The 26,578-nt window shown below is 33.9% G+C and carries 22 protein-coding genes and 1 tRNA gene; 20 read left to right on the top strand and 3 right to left on the bottom strand.

What is annotated here, in order from left to right; genetic code table 11:
• Positions 1 to 5 precede the first annotated feature (5 nt).
• From G3A47_RS01300 to G3A47_RS01265, 8 genes are all read left to right on the top strand, one after another.
• Positions 6 to 995 carry a hypothetical protein gene (locus tag G3A47_RS01300; RefSeq protein WP_166919676.1) on the top strand — a complete coding sequence of 330 codons (990 nt, stop codon included), beginning with the start codon at positions 6 to 8 and terminating at the stop codon, positions 993 to 995.
• Positions 992 to 1,963 carry a grasp-with-spasm system ATP-grasp peptide maturase gene (gwsG, locus tag G3A47_RS01295; protein WP_166919674.1) on the top strand — a complete coding sequence of 324 codons (972 nt, stop codon included), beginning with the start codon at positions 992 to 994 and terminating at the stop codon, positions 1,961 to 1,963. The genes G3A47_RS01300 and gwsG overlap by 4 nt, the downstream gene beginning before the upstream one ends.
• A complete protein-coding gene (locus tag G3A47_RS01290; protein ID WP_166919672.1) occupies positions 1,956 to 2,171 on the top strand; it encodes a hypothetical protein in 216 nt (71 codons plus the stop codon). Before gwsG ends, G3A47_RS01290 begins: the two co-directional genes overlap by 8 nt.
• Positions 2,172 to 2,173: 2 nt before the next feature.
• The gene (gwsS, locus tag G3A47_RS01285) at positions 2,174 to 3,256 is read left to right on the top strand and encodes a grasp-with-spasm system SPASM domain peptide maturase (protein WP_166919670.1); all 1,083 of its coding nucleotides are present in this window, start codon (positions 2,174 to 2,176) and stop codon (positions 3,254 to 3,256) included.
• Between the two features lie 72 nt (positions 3,257 to 3,328).
• Entirely contained in the window at positions 3,329 to 5,599 is a 2,271-nt protein-coding gene (locus tag G3A47_RS01280; RefSeq protein WP_166919668.1) for a peptidase domain-containing ABC transporter, read from the top strand.
• Between the two features lie 10 nt (positions 5,600 to 5,609).
• Positions 5,610 to 6,848, top strand: a complete 1,239-nt coding sequence (locus tag G3A47_RS01275; RefSeq protein WP_166919666.1) for an HlyD family efflux transporter periplasmic adaptor subunit — start codon at positions 5,610 to 5,612, stop codon at positions 6,846 to 6,848.
• 65 nt (positions 6,849 to 6,913) lie between these two features.
• Positions 6,914 to 8,263, top strand: a complete 1,350-nt coding sequence (locus tag G3A47_RS01270) for a TolC family protein (protein ID WP_166919664.1) — start codon at positions 6,914 to 6,916, stop codon at positions 8,261 to 8,263.
• A gap of 1 nt (position 8,264) precedes the next feature.
• Positions 8,265 to 8,747, top strand: a complete 483-nt coding sequence (locus tag G3A47_RS01265) for a hypothetical protein (protein WP_166919662.1) — start codon at positions 8,265 to 8,267, stop codon at positions 8,745 to 8,747.
• 180 nt (positions 8,748 to 8,927) lie between these two features.
• Here the strand turns inward: G3A47_RS01265 and G3A47_RS01260 are convergent, their stop codons facing one another.
• Complete coding sequence (locus G3A47_RS01260) at positions 8,928 to 10,628, bottom strand: AraC family transcriptional regulator (protein WP_166919661.1); 1,701 nt, start codon at positions 10,626 to 10,628, stop codon at positions 8,928 to 8,930.
• Positions 10,629 to 10,958: 330 nt separating this feature from the next.
• On the opposite strand from G3A47_RS01260, the gene G3A47_RS01255 reads away from it, so the two are divergent.
• From G3A47_RS01255 to G3A47_RS01215, 9 genes are all read left to right on the top strand, one after another.
• Positions 10,959 to 11,681 (top strand): hypothetical protein, encoded by a 723-nt coding sequence (locus G3A47_RS01255; RefSeq protein ID WP_166919659.1) that lies wholly within the window; start codon positions 10,959 to 10,961, stop codon positions 11,679 to 11,681.
• Positions 11,678 to 11,956: a hypothetical protein gene (locus tag G3A47_RS01250; RefSeq protein WP_166919657.1), complete on the top strand. Its 279-nt coding sequence runs from the start codon at positions 11,678 to 11,680 to the stop codon at positions 11,954 to 11,956. Before G3A47_RS01255 ends, G3A47_RS01250 begins: the two co-directional genes overlap by 4 nt.
• A gap of 23 nt (positions 11,957 to 11,979) precedes the next feature.
• Positions 11,980 to 12,828, top strand: coding sequence for a helix-turn-helix domain-containing protein (locus G3A47_RS01245; protein ID WP_166919655.1), 849 nt, complete (start codon positions 11,980 to 11,982; stop codon positions 12,826 to 12,828).
• A 124-nt stretch (positions 12,829 to 12,952) separates the two neighbouring features.
• On the top strand, positions 12,953 to 13,795 hold the full coding sequence (locus tag G3A47_RS01240; protein WP_166919653.1) for an RteC domain-containing protein: 843 nt from the start codon (positions 12,953 to 12,955) through the stop codon (positions 13,793 to 13,795).
• 286 nt (positions 13,796 to 14,081) lie between these two features.
• The gene (locus tag G3A47_RS01235; RefSeq protein ID WP_166919651.1) at positions 14,082 to 14,381 is read left to right on the top strand and encodes a helix-turn-helix domain-containing protein; all 300 of its coding nucleotides are present in this window, start codon (positions 14,082 to 14,084) and stop codon (positions 14,379 to 14,381) included.
• Between the two features lie 119 nt (positions 14,382 to 14,500).
• Positions 14,501 to 15,913, top strand: coding sequence for a DUF4099 domain-containing protein (locus G3A47_RS01230; RefSeq protein WP_166919649.1), 1,413 nt, complete (start codon positions 14,501 to 14,503; stop codon positions 15,911 to 15,913).
• A 19-nt stretch (positions 15,914 to 15,932) separates the two neighbouring features.
• The gene (locus G3A47_RS01225) at positions 15,933 to 18,002 is read left to right on the top strand and encodes a type IA DNA topoisomerase (RefSeq protein WP_166919647.1); all 2,070 of its coding nucleotides are present in this window, start codon (positions 15,933 to 15,935) and stop codon (positions 18,000 to 18,002) included.
• A 99-nt stretch (positions 18,003 to 18,101) separates the two neighbouring features.
• On the top strand, positions 18,102 to 18,542 hold the full coding sequence (locus G3A47_RS01220) for a hypothetical protein (protein WP_166919645.1): 441 nt from the start codon (positions 18,102 to 18,104) through the stop codon (positions 18,540 to 18,542).
• A 48-nt stretch (positions 18,543 to 18,590) separates the two neighbouring features.
• A complete protein-coding gene (locus tag G3A47_RS01215; protein ID WP_166919643.1) occupies positions 18,591 to 18,887 on the top strand; it encodes a MerR family transcriptional regulator in 297 nt (98 codons plus the stop codon).
• 44 nt (positions 18,888 to 18,931) lie between these two features.
• On the opposite strand, the gene G3A47_RS01210 is transcribed toward G3A47_RS01215, so the two are convergent.
• Positions 18,932 to 20,152: a site-specific integrase gene (locus G3A47_RS01210; protein WP_166919641.1), complete on the bottom strand. Its 1,221-nt coding sequence runs from the start codon at positions 20,150 to 20,152 to the stop codon at positions 18,932 to 18,934.
• A gap of 405 nt (positions 20,153 to 20,557) precedes the next feature.
• Positions 20,558 to 20,642 (bottom strand) — tRNA-Ser (locus tag G3A47_RS01205).
• Positions 20,643 to 20,957: 315 nt separating this feature from the next.
• Between G3A47_RS01205 and G3A47_RS01200 the strand changes: the two genes are divergently transcribed.
• From G3A47_RS01200 to G3A47_RS01190, 3 genes are read left to right on the top strand one after another with little or no spacing between them, the layout of a single operon-like run.
• Positions 20,958 to 23,783, top strand: coding sequence for a TonB-dependent receptor (locus G3A47_RS01200; protein ID WP_166919639.1), 2,826 nt, complete (start codon positions 20,958 to 20,960; stop codon positions 23,781 to 23,783).
• 26 nt (positions 23,784 to 23,809) lie between these two features.
• Positions 23,810 to 25,018: a DUF4876 domain-containing protein gene (locus tag G3A47_RS01195; RefSeq protein ID WP_166919637.1), complete on the top strand. Its 1,209-nt coding sequence runs from the start codon at positions 23,810 to 23,812 to the stop codon at positions 25,016 to 25,018.
• A 10-nt stretch (positions 25,019 to 25,028) separates the two neighbouring features.
• Entirely contained in the window at positions 25,029 to 26,540 is a 1,512-nt protein-coding gene (locus G3A47_RS01190; protein ID WP_166919635.1) for a DUF6850 family outer membrane beta-barrel protein, read from the top strand.
• Positions 26,541 to 26,578: the final 38 nt, after the last annotated feature.

Below are 26,578 nucleotides of genomic sequence, written 5' to 3'. Positions count from 1 at the left end.
TTGGAATGGTACTTAAGTCATTAAGTATCATTCCATATTATAAATATATTATGATGAGATTTTTCTTATTGACGTGCTGTCTATTACAGATTTTAAGTTCCTATGGGCAAAGTGAGAATTTATTGAGGGATTATTATTACACCGTAAATTTGGCTGAACTTTCGATAATTGATAATAATCTACCAGAGGCAAAAAGAAAATATGAAAAGGCTTTTAGCACAGGTTATTCTTTTCCTTCCGATAAATTTAACGCGTTTGCCGTTTCTTATTTTATGAAAGATACCATTAAATCTATAGAATACTTTAATGATCTTGCAGCACTCGGCCAGGATAAGGGAAAATTCATTAAATACTTTTTACATTCTGACCCTAAGCCAAATCCCTATATTGACTTTGTTACAAAAGATTATAAAGATATTCATGAGAAGGTAATGAAAAGTGAAATGCCAATATTAGCAAAAAAGATGGATGCAATCTTTCAGATGGATCAGGATTGTAGAAATAATGGTCCTGATGATGATCTTTTAAATTGTGATCGAAAAGTACGAGAACAATTATATGCTTTTATTGATACTTATGGTTTTCCAAGTTACAAAAAAGTAGGAGTACTAGAGGAAGGTGTAATTCAAGCTACCAATGTAGGAAATTTTGATATGATGCTTTGGCATTGCAGTGGACTTCCAGATGAAAAAATATATAGTATTGGTCTTGAAAATGTAAAAAAAGGAATCTATGATGCCAGAAGATTTGCAATGGGTTTTTTCTATCAGGGTAGTGAATATCAGGTAGGTGTTCCTTACGACCCAATTACCCAAGAAGAACTGGATGCTATCAATAAAAAAAGAGCAGAAATTTATCTAGAGCCAATACAAGATTATATGCGTAAAGTTGCTTATCATACTAAAAATGAGCTATATTATAGAGGCGATTATTGCTTTTTAGATCCATTTCTTTGTATTTATTCGATAAATCAAACATTGGTTATAAAAGAATGATAGTTATACAAAGTACGCGTAATGACATTTCAACCAATGACGTTTTGGATTGGTTGTATTTTTCCCAGGGAAATCCAGTCTTACGGTTAAATGATTCCTTTGTAGTGGAAAGTATTACTATTGATGAGAAAGTTGTATTTAGCTTCGAAAACACTCAATTGGATCTTGAAGAGGTAAGCTCGTATTGGTACCGAAGGGGCAATCTTTGTGCTTCAAAAAAGGAATTAAAAAAACTAACTTATTTCGCTCAAAAACTTAGTGTGCCTTTAAGTAAAGAGATCAATTCTGCCTATGCAAAAGTGGATTTGACAAGTGGAAAGAACAGTCTAGGTAAGTATTCTGATAATAGAATTGATAAGATACAAATGTTGGTACTGGCTGTGCGTTCAGGTTTAAAGGTTCCTAAAACCATTGTGACTGGGCAAATGAAAAAATTAAATGAATTTATCGCCTCATGTCCTTCAAAGATCATTACCAAAGCTATAGACATTGATACAATGAATATTGAAAATTACCCAGGATTCAATTGCTTTTTGACTTTAGCAACTGCGATTATTACTCCGGAAAGCATTAGAAACCAAAACATAGAAAACTGCACACCAGCATTATTTCAACAATATATTGAAAAAAAATATGAGTTGAGAGTATTTTATTTAAAGGGCAAGTTTTACCCAATGGCAATTTTTTCGCAACAAAATGAAAAAACTAAAATTGATTTTAGAAATTTTGATAAAGAGTTGCCTAACAGAATTGTACCTTATAATTTACCAAAGCATATAGAGCGGAAGATTAGTGTATTTATGAATAGCATAGGCTTAGAAACAGGTTCTTTGGATTTAATCTACTCTACAGATAATGAATATGTCTTTTTGGAAGTTAACCCAATAGGACAGTACCAGTGGCTGGAAAAAAATTGTAACTATCCAATTAGCAAAGAAATTGCAGAAGATTTGATGAATTATGGATGAAAATAAAATAATTAATGAAATAAAAGAATGGATAAAAGACAATAAAGAGCTACTGCCACTTAATATTGACTATTGGGATATTAATGTTCTTGAAAAAAAAGAAATAGAGAATAACATTAGAGTAGTGTCTTTTGGGAAATACAATTCCATTGACCTGAGCACAAATAAATTTTACAAACCTATTTCCAGAATAGTAAAATTAAGATAGAAATGTATATTAAAATATTCAGTTGTTGTACTATTACAAAAGGCAGTAGCAGAGTAGCTATTGTAGATATACAGAGAGAACAAATTTTCTTTGCTCCATTGTCACTTTATGACCTCATAGATCGAGAGGTAAATGCCATTAATGTGATAAAAACAAAGGAAATTATCGAAAAAAAATATTTACCAATATTGGATGAATATATAAATTTTTTAGTTGATAATGAATTGGGGTTTTATTGCGATAGTGATGAATTAGAATTTTTTCCCAAGATGTCTGAAGAATGGCGTTTTCCTGCCCATATTACAAATTGCTTAATAGATAGTAATGGTTCTATCGAATTTCTTAACGAGCAATTCTTCTTGCAGCTTGAAGCGCTTTGCTGCAACCATATTCAGTTGCGTTTTTTTTCCAAAATCGAACTAGATGAATTGGATGTAGTTTTAGCATTAATAAATGAAAATCAAATTAAATCTCTGGAAATAGTTCTTCCGATGAATAATTATTTAAGAGACGAAAAAAATATAGTACATTTTTTAGAATTCAATCGTAAGGTGAGAAATTTAATTATTACTTCAGCAGATGAATGTAAAATACTACAACCTGATGATTTCTCCGGAACTGCGGTATTAACGGATAAGAATATTACAAGCAATTTACATTGTGGTTTAGTTCAGTTGGAGCAATTTTCAATCAATGTTATGCATTATACTGAATCCTTAAATTCGAATACGTGTTTAAACCGAAAAATAGCAATAGATACAGAAGGAAATATCAAGAACTGTCCGTCGATGAAAGAAAGTTATGGAAATATTCGAGATGTAACTTTAAAAGAAGTTGTTGATAATCCAGATTTTAGAAAATACTGGAGTATAACCAAGGATCAAATCATGAAATGTCAAGACTGCGAATTTCGACATATCTGCACCGATTGTAGAGCATTTATTGAAACGCCAGATGATATTTATTCAGCTCCTCTAAAATGCGGTTACAACCCCTATACCTGCCAGTGGGAAGAATGGAGTACGAATCCTTTAAAAGAGAAAGGGATTACTTATTATGGCTTGCAGGAATTATACAAAGAATAATAATTTTTGTTAGTTACAAATCGGATTACAAAATCAGAATTTAATCTTTAATATCCTTAATTATCTACCAAATTGAAATACGTTTTTTATAAACAAATGGACAAAATGGATTGTGGTGCTACCTGTTTAAGGATGATAGCAAAGCAATATGGAAAAGAGTACAGCATAAATAAATTAAGACGAATCTGTGAAACAGGTAAGCAAGGCGTTAATATGTATTACATTAGCAATGCTGCTGAGCAAATAGGCTTTAATACATTGGGAGTTAAAGCTTGCATTGAAGATTTAAAAGACATTCCTCTGCCCTGTATACTACATTGGAAAAATAGCCATTTTGTGGTGTTGCATAAAATAACCAATACAAAATCCAGTACAAAAAAATGGAATTTTTTAGTTGCAGATCCCGCTACAGATGGTCTTTTGACTATTGATGGCGAAGCGTTTAAGCAAATGTGGTTAGGTGAAACACAACATAAAGGGATTACTTTGCTTCTAGAACCATCACTTGACTTCAATAAGAATGAAGACGAATCGGGCTATGAAAAGCAAGGAAATAAGAAACTTTCATGGAGTAAATTATCAGGTTATTTATTTCAACATAAAGGATACCTTTTTCAAATTATCATGGGTTTATTGGTTGCGAGTATCCTTCAGCTAATGATCCCATTTCTAACACAAAGTATTGTCGATAAAGGTATAAATACACAAGATATTAATTTTATATATATTGTCCTTATTGCACAATTCGTATTAATGTTGGGACGAGCAATAGTAGAATTTTCCAGACAAGGACTGCTCCTGTTTATTAGTACACGGATTAATCTTTCTTTACTTACCGATTTTTGGAAAAAATTAATGAGTTTGCCAATTTCTTATTTTGATACCAAGCAGACTGGTGATATCATGCAGCGGATAGGTGATCAGCATAAAATAGAGAGGTTCCTTACCGGGAATAGCATCAATATTCTTTTCTCACTAATGAATTTAATAGTTTATTCATTTGTTATGCTACTATATAGTTTTCAGGTATTCTTAATATTTGCCATTGGAAGTGCACTTTATATTCTTTGGGTCACCTTATTCTTAAAACAGAGACGAATGCTTAATTACAGGCAATTTGCATTGGCATCCAGAGAAAATAGTGCAACCTTGGAAATGGTGCAAGGTATGCAGGAAATAAAAATGCACAATGCAGAGAAACCCTTTCGATGGAAATGGGAAAACATGCAAAGGGGACTTTTTAGTATTGGTTTCAAAAACCTTTCTCTTAGTCAGGCGCAAAGTGCAGGGGCTTTGTTCATTAATGAGGGAAAAAATTTGCTGGTTACCGGTATAGTAGCTACCTCAGTCATTAAAGGTGATTTGACCCTTGGTGCGATGTTAGCTATTCAATATATTCTGGGAGCGCTAAATAGTCCTATCCAGCAATTCATCAGTTTTATTCAGGAATTTCAGGATGCAAATATTGCATTAGAACGGTTAAATGAAATACACCGCGAAGAAGATGAACCTGAAGGACCTGTTTCAGGTTTAAAATCAGAAAATGCACAAATTGGTATATCAATCAAAAACTTAACATTTGGTTATTATTCCGGCGAAGATGAACAAGTATTAAAAAACATTGATTTAGAGATTCCAGCAGGTAAAGTCACAGCTATTGTAGGGATGAGTGGAAGTGGAAAAACAACAATTTTGAAAATTCTACAAAAATTCTATGACGATAAATACAAGGGGAATATTAGGATTTTTGAAGCGCAAAATGAGCTACCACTAACCTTTGAAAATGAATTAGCATCTAAAAATCAGGAGTTAAAGATGATTATTCCTGAACACTGGAGATCCAGAATTGGAAGTGTAATGCAGGATGGTTATATATTCAGTGAGACCGTAAGCGGTAATATAGCCGTAGGGGTGGAAGAACCAGACAGAGCCCGTTTAGAATATGCTGCTACTGTGGCAAATATCCTGCCTTTTATTGAGACAATGCCTTTGGGCTTTCTTACCAAGATTGGAATGGAAGGAAATGGTATTAGCGCAGGACAAAAACAAAGAATTCTAATAGCCAGAGCAGTGTATAAAAATCCTGATATTTTACTATTTGATGAAGCGACCAATTCACTTGATGCTAATAATGAAAAGGTAATTCTTGAAAACCTAGAGTCTTTTTTTAAGGGAAGAACCGTCGTAGTTGTGGCTCATCGATTAAGCACAGTTAAAAATGCTGACAAAATTGTAGTACTTGAACAAGGCAAAATTGTTGAAGAAGGAACACACTCAAAACTAACCGCTCTACAAGGCAAATATTTTGAACTCGTGAAAAATCAATTAGAATTAGGCAATTAATTATACAGAAATGGACAACATCAAACCTAATGCATTAAGTAGATATGGAACTCCAATTACTTTTGGAATTTTATTTTTTATTGGAGTTTTAACATGGTTTATTCAATATCCGGAAACAGTTTCCTCAAAAGCAAAATTGACGGGTAGTAATGCACCCAAGCCTATTATGGCAAAACAAGTTGCCAGATTAATTTCATTGGATAAAAAAAACGGTTCATTAGTAAATAAAGGTGACATTATTGGCAGCCTTGAATCAACTGCACAAGTAGAAGAGGTGTTACAATTCTCAAAATTTATTGATGAGATTTATGCACTTTTACAAGAGCAAAACCCTCAAAATATGAAGATTCTTATGAAGAGAGATTTTAGCCATTTAGGAGAATTACAAGGCGACTATCAAACATTTATGCAAGCTTATATCCCTTACCGTGATTATGTTTTAGGAGATTACTCGAACAAAAAGAAAAGTCTACTAAATAAAGACTTAAATATTATTAATCAGTCACGAAAAGTACTAAATGAGCAAAAGGAATTGTATGATGCAGATTTGCAGTTAAACTTAACTACGCTTGAAAAGAATAAGTTATTAGTACAGGAAAAAATTATATCCGAACAAGAGTTTAGAGAATTAACAAGCCAAAATATTGGAAAAAAAATGTCCGAACCACAAATGAAATCCAGTTATATAAATAACTCATCAGAGTTAAACGGAATTCAAAAGGAGATCGTGGAATTGGATAAGGAAATTGTTTCGCAACAAGCTTTATTTCAGCAAGTAGTTTATAATCTTAAAAGCAAAATAGATGATTGGAAAAATAGATATCTTTTGATCGCGACTGAAAAAGGAAAGTTAGTTTTTACTTCCTTTTTACAGGAAAACCAAATAGTGCAAGCTGGTAAAATACTAGCGTATATCATTCCTGAAAATAGTGAAATCTATGTTGAAAGTCTTGTGCCTCAGGGGAATTTTGGAAAAGTAAAAGAGGGACAAAAAGTATTCCTGAAATTTAATGCTTACCCTTCTCACGAATATGGGAAGGTAGAGGGCAAAGTAGAGTACATTAGTCCAATTCCTGCCGATAGCGGCTATTATTTGGTTAAAGTAATACTTCCAAAGCACCTAAAGACAAATTATAATAAAGATATTCCTTTTATCGAAGGGCTTACAGCGCAGTCTGAAATTGTTACAAAAGATATGCGACTGGCTGAGAGTTTGTATTATGATGTTATAAAGCAGATAAAAAAATAATCTTCACTTATTCAACTATGAAAACACTCAAATAATACATCACTTAATTAAAATTTAACCACCTCTTGAAAAGGATATTAATACTGTTAGCTCTGTCTACTTTTGGGGCATTATTTCAGGCTCATGCACAAGATTCTATCTGGACTCTGTCCAAATGTATCGAACATGCTCAAATAAACAATTTGTCGATTAAACTGGATGAACTGGATGCCAGAGCCGCAAATATGATTTATCAATCCAGTAAATACAGTCATATTCCCAGTTTAAATCTATCTTCGAATTATGGAACTAGTTTTGGACGCTCAATAGATCCGACAACCAACCAATTTGAAAATACAAAATTTTCCTCTTTAGGATTATCTGCCGGATCAAGTGTATTGCTTTTTGGGTGGTTTCAAAAAAAGTATGCTATACAGAGTAATGAACTAAAATATAAAATTGCGCAAGAGAGTATGGAACAATTAAAAAATGATCTTGTACTTAATGTTGCGACTGCCTACCTCAGAGCTTTGCTAGCCCAAGAACAAATTACCAATGTATTGTATCAAATTGAGGTAAGTACTGAAAACCAAATCAGAATAGAAAAACTAACTGTTGCAGGGAGAAGTAATATTCTAGAGCTTTCCCAAGCGAAAACACAATTTTACAATGACAAAGGAATATACTTGGAGGCACTGCTAAACTATGAGCAATCTTTAATTGATCTCAAGGTTATACTAAATATTGATTTGCAACAAAAAATTGTACCTATTGCTAATTTAAATGAAAACTTATTTTTATCAGTCGAAGAAATAGATCCTGAGGCTATTTACAAAAGTGCATTAACCTTTATGCATTCGATTAAAAGTAGTACCTACAATTTGCAAGTAGCAGAAAAAGATATCCAATTAGCTAAAGCGAAAGAACTACCTCAATTAAGTTTATATTTTTCATCAGGTACAAATTATTCTTCTTCATATTATGAGGTTTTAGCTTCAGGGGAAAGACAATTAATTTCACTGGGAAAACAGTTCAATAATAACCTATCCCATTCTTTTGGATTAGGACTTAATATTCCTGTTTTTAATAATTTTTCTTCAAGAGATGCTATTAGAAGTGCTAAAATAAGTGTAGAAAAAGCCAAGATTATCGACCAGGAAAATAGGCAGAAATTAAAACAGGAAATATATAAATCCTGTATCGAATATAAAAGAACCTTACAGCAATACAATTCTTCCCTAAGCGCATTAGAAAATGCAGGAATTGCATTGAAAGCAGCAACGATAAGACATGAGAAGGGTTTTATTTCTTATTTTGAATATTTGACAGAAAAGAATAATTTTCTTAAAATCCAGAATGAGAATACAGCATTGAAATATGACTTACAATTTAAAAAAATAACGATTAAATATTTTCAAGGAATATCTGTAATTTAAAATGAAAAAGAGTTTTATATTTTTTGGGTTACTGTTAACATTAGTATTCTGCAGTCAGAATAAATCAAACTTCAAATTAGACTATGATGGAAAAGTAATTTTCTACAGGCTAAATGGTGGGCAAAAATATTCTGATAAAACAGTTGCTAACCAATATGGGGCATCAGATAGTTTGCATTATAAGTACAATTATGATAAACTAAGAGAAGGAGATGACAGATTAGTGTTTTTCAAGGATTCAATACTATTAAATAGAACGAAACTAGAGTTTATTTCCAGAAAAAAAATAAATGGGATAGACATTGAAAAATACTTATGTGATGGGGAAAATAGCTCAATTCATATTTATCTTAGTAGGAAAAATGGGCTGTTATTAACAAGGAACAGGTTTAATAATGTAGTTGTTGAATATTATCTTGAACCAAGTATAGATAGCTTACCTCGTACTATCGTTAATGATAGCGTTTTTTTTAATGTTTATTAAATAAGGTTTTAAAAACTCATAATATTCTATCAATACCTTGAAATACAAAAAAGCAATGTGAAAACAACATTGTCTTTTTGTACTTTTAGTATTATTCAAAAAGTAGGGGTGAAGATTGATTGTCTAATAAAAAGATTGCAATTTAGAATAAATGAATGTTCTTTGTAAGAATCGAGAATTCTAACTCCTGAAAGTTAAATTATCGTCCAGTTCAGTTTCAGTGTGTTCTTTTTGTAGTTCTTTTATAAAATAAGAAGTTGGCATTCCGGTTCTAGAGTAAAAGGCGTTAGCAAACCTTTGAGTACTGCTAAAACCAACCTCCTGGGCTAGCGCTTTATTAGTATAGTTTCTCATTTTTGTGTTTTCTTTCAGTAAAACGATGAGATGATCAACTTTTAAGTCGTTAATATAGTCGACAAATTTTTTCCCTCTTGAATGGTAGATGACTTTAGAAAGGTAGTTGGCATTGGAATTAAATGCAACTGCAAGCTTTATGGATGTCAAGTCTTTTTCTAAGAATTTTTTATTCTTTTCAAATTTTTCTAACTGTTTCAATATAGAAGTAACCGTTTCAGGATGGATATCTTTTATTCCTATAGGTAAATCTTTCTCATTTGATTTAGTTTCTTTTTTCATTAACTCTTCAAACTTTCTTTTATAGAGTTTTTTGTTTCTGGTAAATCGATATGCTAGCGATAACAGGGATAAGAATAAAACGGCAATCACACTTACAAGTATATAATCATTGTGTTTCCTTTTCTCAAGGGAACTTTCGATATTCTGTTTTTCCAGTAACAGCTGCTTTGTATCGTATTCCTTATGTATTTTTCCCGACAAGTACACATACTTCCTGTCGAGTAAACTATCAGCTTTTAAAAGCCTTCGCACATAATAAAGCTGTAATTTTGAATTATTTTCCGCTTTGTAATAACTAATTAACATTTCGTAATTTTCTCTTAGATCCGGGCGTATGTACTTTTTGGCAGCGAAAATATCATCCACTTTTTTAAAATACATAATAGCAGCTTGTGTATTTTTTAAGTCCCAGTAGCTTTTACCAAGATAAAAGTAACCGACAGCTTCATTAGCAAAATCGCCGTTTTTTCGTATTGCAGGTAAAGCTCCTAATATGTTTTTAATTGCCGTTGCGTAATTCTTTTTAAAATATTGATTGATACCTTCAGAGTGCATAAAGAAAGGCTCCACTTCATTATTTTTGAGTCTTTTTCCTTCTTTAAGTCCTTTTTCATTTATAGCAGAGCATTGACCAAAATTGCCAATTTTGGTATAACAAAGCCCCAGAGAATGCAGAGAATTGAGATAGCCCGCAGTGTTATTATACTCGAAATAAGTAATACACTCTTTAAATAATGAAATGGCTTCGTGGTAGAAGCCTAAATAATATTTTATGCTAGCAATATTAAATTTTACTTTATAGATTAAATACTGATCGTTAGTTTTGGAAATATAGTTATTAGCAATGATGTAGTTGTCCAGGGCACGCCTTAGTTTCTTTTCACTATAGTAGATAATTCCTTTGGTTAGATAAGCAGAACCAATCAAAGCCTTATCGCCCGATTTTTTGGCACTATATATCATACTATCGGCATAAATCAGCTTAAAATTATCAGGGACAGCATAAAGATAGTTTTTGTACCCATTTAAGATTTCTTCATGATTTTTTTCAGCTTTCGCTTTAGATAAAAAAGCGCTTAGATATAAAGACTGTTTTTGGGTATCTTTTTCAAAATTATCAATCTGCTCATAAAGATAATCGTAGTTTTTAAGTTGCAATGTATCGGGATTTTTTCGCTCAATCTCCTGCGCGCAAATTTGACCTCCCATACCAAGAGAGCAAATCAATGTATATTTTTTATTCATAGGCTTGAGAGGGATAAGTACTATTTTATAATAAAAATGAGTATTTAAATATTGATTATGTTACAAAAAAAATAAGGAAATTTTTTTTGTGGGAAATAGGGATTAAATATAATGTAAACAATTGATAATAAGTTGGTTTTTTGATTGAAATAGGGTGTGGATTTTTGAAAAAAAAGGATCACTTTTTTTAGAAAACAATAGCATTAGTGTTGCAATGCGAAAGTCAGTATTCTAGTTTTACTCTGAATTCAGCTCTTAGAAATTAAAGCTTTGCTTCTTTTCAAAGAGAAATAAAAGCTGAAGAAGTTCTAATATTAAAAAAATTAAATTATGAAAAAGATTGTACTATTATTAATTGTTTTGTCATCAGGAATAATTTCCTGCAACTCGGAAGAAATTACAAAAGAAACACCTGTGGTTACAGAACCAGGCTCAACAAGTATGGTTTCCATGCCCCATAATCCTGTTAATCCATATGATCCAGCCGGAAAGGCCTATATAGACATTTTTAATGCCTACCATTTGATAAATACAGAAAATGATACTACGATTACAAAAATCCGGCAACGTATAAATGATATAGCATTAACAAATACCGATTTAATGTTGCTTAATCAAGGCTATACCACAACAGATGTTAGTGCAGAAGAAATTGAACAAATTCTAAAAAATCCCGCGGCAAAACTAGAAGAAGTTATTACGGGGTCCTCGTTGTCTTCGACAGCTAAAACAGAGCTGAAAAATTTTATTGATGAAGTTCAACTATTAGAAAATAAGGAATATGAATATATCTATAACTATATAGTTTCCTTTGAAGCTTCTGTAATTGAAAATACTAAGTTCAACAACTTCGACAAAAGAGTTTTACTCCTTACTTCGACATTAATAAGACATTGGTCCTATAATATGAGAAAAAGAGGGGACAAAGATTGGTCTAAATCTACAGGAAACTTTGTGGGAGCTGTTAAGGGAGCAATCATTAGTCCATATACCGCTGTAACCACCTCTCTAGTATCCAGGATTGCACTAAACAAAAATGTTATGTCGCGATGATGGAGCGATTATTTGGTATTGAAAATGAAATTGTATGGGTATCGAGCATACTGTTAATCCTTTTCAATTTTATTGGCTTTTATTTCATCATAGACTTATTGGACTATGATGAAATAATCGCTTATGGTGTCAATGATCACTTGAAGATGTATAGAAGTAATCCGAGAGATTTTGCATTTCTGTTCTTGGGAACCACTGCATGTAATCTACTGTATGTGTTTGTTTTTTTAATGGTTAAGGTATTGTCTTCTAAGGAACATCCCGGTTCAAGCTAAAAATCTGTAAAGAGTAGATCATCTTGATAAATACAAAATCAATACAGCTGCATGGGTTAAAGCTTCATGCCATTGAAAGTTCGTATAGAGAATTTTCGATGAATAGCTTATTTGATGAAAACTATTTTTCAATTATACTCGTTAAATCAGGAGCTATTAAACTAGTTATAAATGATAAAGAAGTTCATTTATTGGTTCGAGAATCAGTTACAATACCATTGGAATCTTCCTGTCAGATTATAGAAGTGACAGAGCTTTCGCAAATCTATTTCTTATCCTTCACTTCCAATTTTGTACATAAAAATAGTTTAAGGAAACTACATGCAGGGTACTTTGAGTTGAATGTTGTTAAATACCCCTTTAAGGTCTTAATTAAACACAAGGATTTTCCAGATCTGATTGATTTATTTAAGTTGCTATTTCGTAAAGTAAAACAATACGATAAACTCATTTTTAAAGAAGAGAAAATTATACTAACCTTTAACTTATTGCTCTATGTACTTGCAGAGAATTACTACAGTCTCCACAAAGAACCTCATTCGGTTCAGACGGTAAAGGAGAAAATGCTTTTGCATTTTTTTAAAACCTTGGAGTTAAACTACAAACAGGAGCACGGGGTAAAATTCTATGCAGAAATATTGTGTATGACATCGGGTAATCTCACTAAAATAGTAAAGGAAGCCTATCATAGAACAGCTAAGGAATTTATTATAGATGCTATAATAAATGAATCAAAGATATTGCTACAAAATAAAGATTTAAGCATTGCTAAAATAAGTGAGGAATTGCAATTTGGCAGTGTTTCACTATTTAGTAACTTCTTTAAAAAATATACACGCCTTTCTCCCAGCGACTATCGACTAACCTTGTAATTGTGATACTTATAGGATCACAATAATTTATCACCTCGACAATACAATCCATAAGCATTTTAAGTTTCTAAAGGATAATTATACAGAAACAAGTTTAGGTAACTACTCTTTTAAATATTGTTCTATGACGCAGTCCAATTATAAAGATGCGCTTTATCGCATCTTAAAAAAAGAACAGGAAATTAGTTTAGAATCCCCACATGTAATTGACGAATCTTATCGCATGACTATTTTCCTGCAGGATATATTAACTTCCATGAAGAAGTATGTTACCAGTCATCATTTTAAAAATGAGAATGAAGAGATTGAGTTTTTTAGAATTATCAAGCCTCAAATACTGGGAAAATTGATCTACTACAATAAAATATATCGAATTGAAACTTCTTGTCCGGTACATAGCGGGAAGATGTACCATAAGTATTTTTCCGGCGAATTACAGCAATTAAAAAATGAATACAAGGAACACATTCGAAATTCAGATTTTTACAGGTATTACCGCTCGGGCAGAACAGACCGGGATCATGATTTTTTTCAGTTGGGAAAAATTAACCTTCATACAGGACTTAATAGTTTCATTTTTGAAGTGGACACACAGTTTTCAACTTATTACGACTACAAGGTTTCCAGAATTATTGCAAATGAATTGTTATATAATTACTTAATAGTAAAGATCAATCCAGTTGACAAGCCTAATTTAACAAGTAGTAAAACTGATGAAAATATAACGTGGACTGAATCAAAAAACGCACTTATTGAACTCATTTATGCACTCTATATTTCAGGAGCGATTTCTCACGGTAAAATTGGAATTCGTAAAATCAGCATGGTTTTTCAACTCTTGTTTCAAACACAACTAGGCGATATCCATCATGCTTTTCATCGTATGAAAGACCGCAGCGGTAATCGAACTCTTTTCTTAGATCAACTCAAGTCTTCAGTAGAACAATACATGGACAAAGATCTATAAATAGTGATTAGCTTAAAGACATTTTAAGATTACCCATGACTACCCATTGGCAGTTGTGGGTATTTTTTTTAACTGAATTAGGATTATGCCTTTAATCATTGAATTGCACAATCCTAAGAGTTTTGAAAAAAAGCAATTTTCAATTGGTAAGACTTGGCGGCGAATACTCTTTACGATAGTCAATTTTGTACAGATCGTTACAGACACTTTGATGCACAGTGTGTTGTTGTCTTGAAATTCAACTCGTAGCGATTGCAAGAGTATTAATTGATTAAAAAGAAAGACTATGAATATCGACAGAACAGAGTTTTTAGCCTGGATGGAACGTATTATGAATCGTTTTGACCTGATTGGGGAGAAGTTTGAATCTGCCCAGAAACAAAGGAGTTTAGTGGATGGAGAGGAACTATTAGACAGCCAGGATCTTCATATGATGTTAAAGGTAAGTTCACGCTCCTTACAGCGCTATCGCTCCTCTGGCAGACTTCCTTATTATACTATAAGTGGCAAACTTTATTATAAGCTCTCTGATGTTAACGCATTTATTAGGGAGGGTTTTTCCGTTCCGGTTAGAAAAAACAAATAAGGACAAGTTCGGGCAAATAAAGCCTGTAAACGACTGAAAGTTAGTGCGCATTAGGGTTAAAGCTATTTTCGGGATAACGAATTCCGGGTTTAACAGCATGAAATTTAAAAAAGGAAAATATGAATGAACAAGACAAACGTATACCAGAGATATCGCCAGAACAACTCATGGACATTTTACTGGTATTGGACAAAGAAAGAATGAAGATTGAGGCGGTAAGAGGAATCGATGAAAAAAGTAGAGAGTTAAAAACAGCTCCCGTTAGTAAAAGATATCAGAATCAATTTATGGTAGTAGATAGACAAGGAGATGTCTTTTCCAATTTCTTTTCCAATTTCATGCGTCAGCTACAAAATCCCACCCGATTCAAATTCTTTAAAGTACCTAAAGAACAGGCTGTTGATATTGCGGCTAAAATGCAGAAGGAGATTCATAACCCTGAAGTCGAAAATGCAAAGCTATTGGAGAAGTATGAGGTTAAAACAGAACTAAAAAGTAATGATAACAAAGAAAATGTAAACACTATGAAAACTACAGAAACACCACCGGAAAACAATCAATACCGCTATCAGGCAGACCAAATAGATTGGAACACGATGAACAATTTTGGTTTAAGTAAAGAAAAACTTGAAAAAATGGAATTATTGGAGCCATTGCTCAAGGGGTATAAAACCAACGAATTGGTTCCTATTAGCCTTAATTTAGGAACTGCTATTACGCGTTTGGATGCCCGATTGTCCCTACAGACCAATGATGAAGGAAAAGTAGTGGTTGCCATTCATGGTATACGTAAAGAACCTCAACTGAATTATCCCTTTTTTGGACATGAATTTAGCCAGGAGGATAAAGATAACTTACTCAAAACGGGTAATATGGGACGTGTGGTAAACCTTACCAATCTTAAAACAAACGAGCAAATTCCTTCCATTATAAGCATAGACAGATTAACCAATGAGTTAGTAGCATTACGCACGGATAAAATAAACCTGCCTGAAGAAATCAAAGGAATTAAGCTCGATGAACAGCAAAAACAAACCTTGATGCAGGGCAAACCCCTTTACCTTGAGGGGATGATCTCCAGAAAAGGAGAACCGTTTGATGCCACAGTACAGTTTAATGCCGATAAGCGATATGTGGAATTTCATTTTGACAGAAGCAATTTTAAGGAACAGACACAAGGAAACATGCAGAAGAGTCCGCAAGATCCATCGCAGGAGGTGCCTAAAACATTCCGTGGAGTTGAACTAAGTGATAAGCAGTACAATCAGTTTAAAACAGGGAAAACGATTTATATAGACAATCTCGAAGATAAGAATGGGAAAAAGTATGAAGGTTATATCACCTTTAATAAAGAAACTGGCAAAACTGATTTCGCTTTTAAACATCCGGATAAGACCAATGAACAGGAAAAACCAACTAAAGCGGACAAAACCAATCTCAGATCGGAACAAGATGAGCCTAAAGGAAAAAAACAGCAGGAAGATCCGGAAAATTCCAACGAACCTGCAAGGAGTAAAGGTCGAAAAATGTAACCGTTAAAAATAGTGAGATATGAAAGCAATTATAGCCGAGAAGCCCAGCGTGGCAAGGGAAATCGCCAGTTTGTTGGGAGCCTCAGAAAAAATGGATGGCTACATGAAAGGAAACGGCTATTTTGTTACCTGGACATTTGGACATTTGGTAGCACTGGCTATGCCGGAAGATTATGGTATTAGGGGTTTTTGTAAAACGGCACTGCCGGTTTTACCCAAACCATTCCTGCTGAGGGAAAAAAAAGTGAAAAAGGATAAAAAATATAGTACTGATGCAGGAGCAATAAAACAGTTAAAAGTAATAGAACAGGTTTTTAACCATTCAGATAGTATCATAGTGGCTACTGATGCCGGACGTGAGGGAGAACTCATCTTTCGATACATTTACGATTATCTCAAATGTACCAAACCTTTTGAGCGGCTTTGGATAAGTTCACTAACCGAGAAGGCGATTAAGCAAGGATTTGAGAACCTGAAACCGGGAACAGATTTTGAAGGACTTTACAAGGCAGCAGTAGGGAGAAGTCGTGCGGATTGGATGGTAGGCATTAATGCTACACAAGCTTTAAGCATTGCTTCAGGTAATGATATTTATTCTCTTGGCAGAGTGCAAACTCCTACACTAGCTATAATATGCGAGCGATATTTTGAGCATATAAACTTTAAGGTGCAGACCTACTTGGAACTACAGCTCCATCATCAAGTGGATACTATCCATTTCAAAAGTCTTTCCGGTACTAAATGGAATGACAAAGGACAAGCTCAGACAGCCCTTAAAGAGGTCGAAAGAGCTAAGACAGCCATAGTGATCTCCATTGGAGCGAAAACTATTACCGAGCAACCACCACTGCTGTTTAATTTGACTGCATTGCAAAAAGAAGCCAATATAAGATTAAATCTTTCAGCCGAAGAAACCCTGAATATTGCTCAAAGTCTGTATGAGAAGAAATACATTACGTATCCCAGAACCGGAAGCAAACACATACCGGAAGACTTGTGGTGCGAGATTCCCAATCTTATTAGAATACTGAAAACGAGCGTTAGTCACAAAGAAGCAGTGGCGAATCTTAAGCCCGGGCAATTAAACAAACGTATTGTAAATGATCTTAAGGTAACGGATCATCATGGATTATTAATCACTGATAAATTACCACCAGCATTACCGGCCAGAGAAAAGGCTATCTATGATCTGATTGCGTCACGTTTATTGGAATCTGTTTCGCAGGTCTGCATCAAAGAGACAACAGATATAGTGTTACAGGTGTTGCACTATCACTTCTCCAGTAAAGGATTTAAGATTCTGGAGAGGGGATGGCGCAGTATAAAAGGTTGTTTTCTCGATGGGGATAAGCAGTATATTGAGGATTTGCCAGCATTAAAAGCCGGAGATGAAATTAAAATAAAAGTATGTAATCTTTTAGAAAAGAAAACCAGTCCGCCTGTCTTGTTTACAGAGGCAGGACTTTTAGCTGCTATGGAATCCGCCGGGAAAAGGGTAGAAGAGGAAGAAGCAAGAAAAGCGATATCGGATACCGGTATCGGTACTCCGGCTACCAGAGCATCCATTATTGAAACTCTTTTTGACAGAGATTACATCAAAAGAAAAGAAAAATTTCTTATACCCACCCCAAAAGGCTTGCAAATATTTGACATTGTTAAAGATAAGATGATAGCGGATGTCGCGATGACCGGTCAGTGGGAAATGGAACTTCAAAAAATAGAAAGTAATCAGTTACCGCTTGAAATATTTCAAAAAGGTATTGAGGATTACGTGGTTTCTTTAACTCATGAGCTTCTTAAGACTTCTGTTGCAATGGAGAAAGGGCCGGACTTAAATTGTCCCAAATGTAATAAGCAATCGTTGTTAATTAAGGATATACTTGTCAAATGTCCTGATGAAAATTGCAACTGGGTTCAGTTTCGTAATATATGCGGAATGCACTTAAATCTTAGTGAAATTGAAAATTTAGTAAAACTAGGAAAGACGGGTTTAATCAGAGGAATGAAGAGTAGATCGGGGAAAAAATTTAATGCCTATATCATCTTAAATGAAAGAAAAGAAACTTCATTCGAATTTGAGAAAAAGTAGATAGAACCTGAATTGCCCCAGATTAATATAAACTTTATGTAAATCAAGTATTTGTATTGAAGAGAGAATGAAGATTAATGCACATAAAAGAGGATGAAAATGGATCAGAAATCATTCGAACAAGTAACAACAGATATAACCGTATTGAGAAGTAAAATTGAAAATATAGAAATGTTGTTACTGAATAGCAGTTTATTTACTAGACCAAATGACAAGGCTTTTTCTAATAGCTTTAAAGTTGTTAAATGTGGCTCAGGGTACAACAAAAGTGATTTGGCACAGCTTTTCTATGTATTGATGAGTGAGAATATTTTGTTTTTTGATAGGAGGGACGAAGATAATAACAGGAGTAAGATGCAGGAATTTATAGTGAACAATTTTACTTATTCAGGAGATGCTGGTCTACAAACACCTATAGAAATGATTAGCAAGCAATTTTCTGAAGCCAAAGGGTTTACTTACAGGAAAAAGCATTTGAAATTTTTAGATAGAATGTTGGCGATTTTAGAAGAAAGGAAACTAAAAATTGCAAGTAAGTAGTTGATTTTTTTTACAGATCAGTTAACCTTGTTTAAATACATTTTAATTATGTCAGACAAAAGCAATGATGTTGAGGAACTTGGTACTAGTATAGTTGCTTTCGAGAAATTATTTGCAATTTTGGAAGCAAAATTGGACGTAATTGATTCTAAATTAAAGCAGAATCACAGAAGGACACTTACAAAGTATTATCGAAATGAGGATTTAAAAAATATGTTTGGTTTGTCTAGTAATACAATTGTTAAGTATAGATTGACAGGTATTCTCCCTTACACAAAACTTGGCGACATATTCTTATATGAGGCTACTAAAATTGATAAAATATTACGTGATAATGAATGTTAAGAAAAGGATTCAATAGAGAATCCTTTTCTTTTTAAAAACATTAATTATTGATATATTTTCATGACTTTCTGCATATCATTCATTACATTGTGATCCAATACTTTGGCATAATGCTGAGTTTGTTTGATGTTAGTATGTCCCATCATTGCAGATACATTCTCTAGGCTCACTCCATTACCCAAGGTGATTGTTGTTGCAAAAGTATGCCTGGCTACGTACCATGTTAGGTGTTTATCGACCTGGCAAATATCGGCAAGTTCTTTAAGATATGCGTTCATTTTTTGATTAGAGATTTTTGGAATAAGGGCGTCCTGCATTCCTTTATATTTCTCAATGACCTTTAGGACTGGTGGTAATATGGGAACATTTGCCCTGATGGCAGTTTTGGTTCTTGTAGTCATTAGCCATAATTCTCCCTTGTTTCCTTTGAAGATATTCTCCTGTGTTAGCTTAGCTGCATCTACGGGAGCATAACCGGTATAGCAACAGAATAGAAATATATCTCTGACACGCTGAAGTCTCTCGAAAGATATTCTTTTTCTTTCTATTTTATTTAGCTCTTCTTGAGTCAAAAATATTGCATCTTTTACATTAAGGCGTCCTTCATAAATGTTAAAAGGATTTTTCTCCAGTAAATCAAGCTTAAAACAATGACTGCAAGCCGTTTTATACGATCTAATGTATTTCACTACTGAATTGTTTTTAATTCCTGTGCGTCCTTTGTAAACGCTATCATAAGTTAAAAAACTTTCAAGGTTGTGAACAAATGCACCGTTAACATCTGTGGCATCCATGTCACTTAGTCCATACTGTTTCTCCATATAATTTTTCAGGAGATCTTTTGCTCTTTCGTATTTCTGCAAAGAAGCAGCAGAGCGATCTCCTGCTTCTACCTTTTTTTTAAAATGTAAATTATGCTTTTCCATTACCTCCAATATTGTCATGGATTTCTTTTTTGTTTCTGTTTTACCAGTCAATTCCTTTTTCAAAAGAAGAAGTGATACGTCCGGATCTATTTTATACAGTTCATTGAATTTTTTTTCAATTGCTAATTGAAAATTGTCCAATCTTTGTTTTATGACTTTTTCTTTTTCCTGTTTTAAGAGAATTCTAAGTTTTTTAGTCTCTTCCCAGCGTTCCAGTTCGATTGATTTTCCGGTTGAGATTGAAGTCTCACGTTTTTTGAAGCTAACACGTGCGAAGATTGGAGCTTCACCATTCTTATTAGCTTTCTGTGCTTTGATGTAGAAAATTACTTTTACCATGACTCATTGTTTTTCGTTAATAAAATTGAATAAAAACTATGAGAGTCTTCTTTTTTTTCAGGGAATTCCTCGGGAATTCCCTGAAATTAGTGTACCTATTTTACTTTAAAGTTGCTTAAAAAAAATAGGTACACCTATAGGTACACAATGCTTTGACATTTAATGTGTATTTTGACTATGGAATGAAAATGGAAAAAATAGAATTTAAAAGAGTTTTGCTCTAAAAATCTCCTTATGAGATCTTGTAATATAGCACAGATACTCCTTTAATCTTTCTTGAAATCCCAGTAAATACAGGCGTTTACGATTATTTGTCAGAACATTTATGTCAACAGGGATACACTAATGTCCAAAAACAAAAAAACCTTTAAATCGTGAGATCTAAAGGTTTTGATAATTAATCAGCGGAGAAAGAGGGATTCGAACCCCCGGACCTGTTACAGTCAACAGTTTTCAAGACTGCCGCATTCGACCGCTCTGCCATTTCTCCAGTATGTTGCGATCATTTGCTGATTGCGAGTGCAAATATAAGACGCTTTTTCGATTATAAAAACTTTTTTTGAGCTATTATTTATATTAACTGTATTTTATTTTTTTGAGGTTTGCTTAGAGATTGATTAGCTGTGATATAGCATTCAATCCAGTAGCTCTTGAATTCTTCATTTGTTATTCCGGGCAATTTGCAGGTTGAGGTACGGAATTTTTACGATTTACTATTTTTAATTGGTCTAAATTAGGTTATATTTGCAACTTTTAATCGCCTTTCTGTTATATATTGTATAACTGCCGCTACAAATTTAATGCAATGCCTTTTTATAATAGTTCCACAATAACCTCTGTTAAAAAGAGTAAGTTTAGTATTCTTTTGCTATTTGTCTTATTCTTTAATGTCGCTTTTGCTCAGAATGTCAATACCTTAACTTCTCAGATTATTGTTAAGGATGCAGAAAGTAAATTACCAATAAAAGGAGTTCAGCTATCTCTAAAAGGATTATTTCAGAAATACGAAATGCAATCTGACGATTTTGGTGTGGTCTTGCTAAAGGCTGTTCCAAGTGGGAGCTACAAAGCAAAAGTATCACATAAAGGCTATGAGACTATTGAAAAAACATTGGAACTTACAGTTGGTCAGCAGCTGACTTTAGAATTAATTCCGTCGAGCATTGAGTTAAATGAAGTGGTTATCACAGCTGTTGAATCGCGCGGCATGACAAGTACTTCTATTATTGACAAAAAAGCAATGCAGCATTTACAGCCATCAAGCTTTACAGATTTATTGGAATTACTACCGGGCGGAAGATCAAAAGATCCGGTTTTTAATGCGTCCAATCATATCAAATTAAGGGAAGTTGGAACGGCTGATCCTAATTATGATATTTCATCTCTTGGAACTTCTTTTGTAGTTGATGGAATTCCAATTAATACCGATTCGAATCTGCAATATACAACCGGACCTACGGTGCAAATTACGCCGGGCTCGGGGTATGCAAATACACGTAGAAATATAACATCAAAAGGAGTAGACATGCGTTCTATTTCGACAGATCAAATTGAGAAAGTAGAGATTGTTAGAGGTATTCCTTCTGTTGAATATGGTGATTTAACGAGCGGACTTATTAAAATTCAACGAAAAAGAGGACGCAGTAATTTAGAATCACGGTTTAAAGCAGATGAGTTCAGTAAATTGTATTATATCGGTAAAGGTTTTGAATCTGATGAAAAACGATTTGTATTGAATGTTGGTCTTGATTATTTAGATGCAAAACCGGACCCTCGAAATAGTTTTGAGAATTACAAAAGAATTACAACATCAATCCGGACACAAAAAATATGGGAGAATGATACTCGATTGGTTCAATGGGACTCGAGTTTAGATTATACGGGCTCAATGGATAACGAAAAAACAGATCCCGATATTGGTTATGCAAAAATTGACCGTTATAGTTCTGATTTTAATCGTTTTTCATTCGCTAATTCTCTGGATTTAAATTTCAAAACTTTCCGTTTCCTGAAATCGTTGCATGCTTCTGCGTCGGTAGGACAGCAATTCGATAAGATTAAACAGACGAAATGGGTTCAGGTTTCAAGTGCAACCGCTATTCCGAATACTACCGAACAAGGAGAGTCGGATGGTATTTTTTTAACGCCGCAGTATATTTCAAATCTTGAAGTGGACGGAAAACCATTAGATGCCTTTTTTAAAGTAATGGGAGATTTTGAAGTTCCTTTATTTGGAATAAAACATGCTTTAAAACTTGGTACAGAATGGACGTATTCTAAAAATAACGGAAAAGGTCAGGTTTATGATACCAATCATCCGCCATCTCCCGAAATGACTACACGTCCAAGATCCTACAAAGATATTCCTGCAAGTACGGATATTTCTTTTTTTGCGGAAGATGCTGTTAAAATTCCGATTGCAGATCACGAATTGAATGTTGCGGCTGGGGTTAGAGCTACCTCCTTATTAAATGTGCCATCAACTTATGCGATTCATGGCAAATATTATTTTGATCCGCGAATCAATGCGCAGTGGGTGTTTCCGTCTTTCAAAGTGGGGAAACATGCCTTAAGAGCAGAATTGACTGTAGGAGCAGGGCAATATACCAAGTTTCCGACATTGGCACAGTTATATCCCGATTATGTTTACAATGATTTGGTACAGCTCAATTATTATCATAATACTCCCGAATACAGAAGGATCAACCTGATGACTTACAAAACGAATCCGACCAATTACGATTTGGCACCTGTTGTCAATAAAAAATGGGAAGTTCGAGCTGATTTTTCCTATGACAATAACCGATTTTCGGCCACTTTTTTTAAGGAGCGCTTAAATTCCGGATTCCGAAATGGCTCCCGATATCATGTTCTTTCGTATAAAAAGTATAATGCTAATTCTGTAGATCCGAATACATTAACTGGACAGCCTGATCTTGCTGATATGACTTTTGTAATGGATACGATATTGAATTCCTATGCGATTACCAACAACGGAAGTACTTTACTTAAAAGCGGAATTGAATTTCAATTTTCTTCAAAACGTTTTAAATCGATTAATACAAGATTTACCGTAAACGGAGCTTGGTTTAAAACGACTTATAGCAATAGCAGTCCTGTCTACAAAAGAGGACAGAAAGATATTATTATTGATGGAAAGCGACTTCCTTACATTGGTCTTTATCAATGGGATGACGGTTCTGAAAAACAACAGCTAAACGCAAACCTGATTGTGGATACATATGTTCCTTCACTTGGGTTAGAATTCTCGAGTTCGTTTCAATTTATGTGTTTTAGAAGTGATCAGTCTACACCAATGAATGGGACACCAATTTCGTATATCAATCCTTCAGGTGAAGAGCATCCTTATCTGGAAGTGCATAAATCCGATGCTGTTTTGCAATGGCTGGATATTAAATATAATGGTGCCTTATTTCAAAAAAGAACAATTCCGATGTCGATGAATATGAATTTAAAAGTCTCCAAAGATTTCTACAAGAGATTTAGAATTTCCATGTTCGTTAACCGACTTTTCAGCTACTACCAGAATTATGAAATCAACGGACAGAAGGTAGAGCGAAGAGGACTTACATCTCCTTATTTCGGAATGGAATTAAACCTGAATTTTTAACTTTTAATATATAAATACCCCCGATTATGAAAATTAAATTACTCCCCGTTTATCTGGTAACAGCCGTGATGATTCTATTACAATCCTGTTCAAAAGATGATGATAATGCTGGTGACAAACAAAGCAATGTGGTCTTAACGCTTGTTAATCCTGAAAGTTTAAGCAGCGTTTCACTTTCGGATCTTACGATTTCGTTTAAAGAGCTTAATACCGGAAAAGTAACCAAAAGTACTTCTTTCATAAATAACAATCTTTCTATTGCATTGAATGAAGGTTCTTATGAAGTTGCTGTCGACGGAAAAATTAAATATACGACAGACGGAGTTGCTGCCGAAGCTGCTGTAAGTGGTTATAAAGAATCGGTTGTAATTACCGGGCAAACGGCTACTGTTTCTTTAAATCTTTTCTTAAAAGCAACACAATCTGACTTTATTATTGAGGAAGTTTTTTTTACAGGTACAAAAACTGCTGAAGGAAAACAATATTTAGGCGACAAATACTTTAAAATTTACAACAATACAGATAAAGTACTGTACGCAGATGGATTAATGATTGCACAGTCAGAATTTATGACCACGGATAAACAAGCCTATACTCCAAATATTATGGCGCAGTCTTTTGCGGTATCAGCGGTTGCTATTGTTCCGGGTAATGGTACAACCTATCCAATTGCTCCGGGTGCGTTTTTTATTATTGCCGAAGATGCAATTAACCATAAGGAATATAGCTCAGGTTCGATTGATATGAGAACAGCCAATTTCGAATTCTACACGGAAGATGCGGATGATGTTGATAATCCTGCTGTTCCTAATATGGAGAATTTATTTTCTTCAATGGTGATTCATAACAGAGGTTTTAAGAGTTTTGTTATCGCTCGTTTGCCAATAACCAAAGATGCTTTTTTAGCTAATAACACGTATGACTATGAGTATAATCTGGTAGTTGGTGGGGAAAGCTATCCAATGGGAGAAAGCGTTTATTCTATTCCAAATAACTGGATCATTGATGCTGTTAATTTAAGTGTTGCATCAGAATTTCAATGGATTGTTACTGCTCCGGCTTTAGATATGGGTTGGACTTACTGCGGAAAAGTGGATTCTGACCAAAGCCGTTATGGAAAAAGTGTTCGACGTAAAGTACTTTCAAATACCTCAAACGGTAACAGAATATTAAAAGACACCAATAATTCGACTTTAGATTTTAGCCCTGAGGCTAAACCCTCTTTAATGAATTAATACTATAATCATGAGTTTTCGTTTCATCATCCTATTTGTTGTTTTTAGTTCAGGTGTAGTGTATGCACAGGATAGTACTTCGGTATTGCTGCGTATTCATGAGAACGTATCTCCTGCAGCTACTTTTTCTAATGCATTTTATAGTAATCCTGCAAACCGACATTTTTTACACCGTTATTCTTTGTCGGAATTCAGTACCAATTATAGCACAGAATCGCAACAAACCAATATCCGACAATTAGGAAATGGCATTAGTCAGTTTCTTATTAATGCGCAATCCTATTATAAGATTGATTCTGAGAACACTGTTTTTGGAAGTGCTTTTTATAAGAACGGCAGGCGTAAAAATGTACGTTGGAACGAAAGCTCAGATTATCAGGTCATATATCCTTATGTAACGGCCGATTCTATTGGAGGGGATCTTTCGTATGAAGAATATGCTTTTAAAGGTGGTTATGCTAAGGACTTCCGAAAAATGACTCTTGGAATCGCAGCAGAATACCGTGCGTTATTAGAATATCGGGATAGAGATCCAAGACCTAAAAATACGGTTTCAGATTTAAAAGTAACAGCTGGGATTTCAGGAAATATTGGAGATCATTATGCGATTGGAACTTCTTTTAAGGTGCAAAAATATACGCAGTCCAATAATTTGAAATTTTTTAGTGAGTTAGGCGCCCCCGCTGTTTATCATATGACGGGTCTTGGAATGTACAACAACCTCCTTACCGGAAATAAAATGAGTTCTTTTTATGATGGTAAAGGCTATGGTGCTAACGTACAATTGTTTCCAAGAGATCATAATGGTTTTGCAGTATCGATAGGATACAACCACTTTGAATATGAAAAGATAATGACAGAATTTCAAAACCTCATTGCATCCGGTATTTCAGAGCAAGGTTACGAAGGGGAGGTTTCTTATTTGAAAAAAACAGAAGAGCAGGTTTTGGGTGCGAAAATCGGATTTTCCTACACAGATCGTACGGGAACAGAAAATATTTTTGACAATCAAAGCACAACATCCTATGTTAAAATATCGGACTATATTAAATATACAAATGAAGTGGCATCGGTTGTAATTTCCGGATTGTACTATGTTCCAAATCCTGAATTATCATGGTCTGTTGCGCCAAGTTTTAATTTGAAAAATTCCGCAGAAAAGTATATCGATCCTCTTCGAACGATTGATATTAGCCAGGGTGCAGGTAAATTGGATTTTTCGGCATCAAAACTTTTTGATCGTTCGCTGATCAATGTTTCTGCTTCTTTTGAACATAACTGGATTTTGGACGCAAAAATGAATCTCAGCGACCGTATTAAAACCAATCAAATTTTTGAAATGCTGGATTACAACTTTGCTTATTTGTCTTCGGCTTATAGTAAAGTAAATCTAACAGCGAGATGGGATTATAAATATGCAGCTGACCTAAATCTTTTTATTAAAACAAATTTAGACTACTATAAGTATTCTAAAAATATCAACAATACATATTTTCAAATGTCATTGGGTTTGACATTTTAATTGATACAACAAAATTTCTACTGATTTATAATGAAGTC

This window comes from Flavobacterium poyangense (assembly GCF_011751075.1).
GTDB classification, from domain to species: Bacteria; Bacteroidota; Bacteroidia; order Flavobacteriales; family Flavobacteriaceae; genus Flavobacterium; species Flavobacterium poyangense.
The sequence above is the reverse complement of the archived record's forward strand: the minus strand, read 5'-3'. Positions and strand labels throughout refer to the sequence as shown.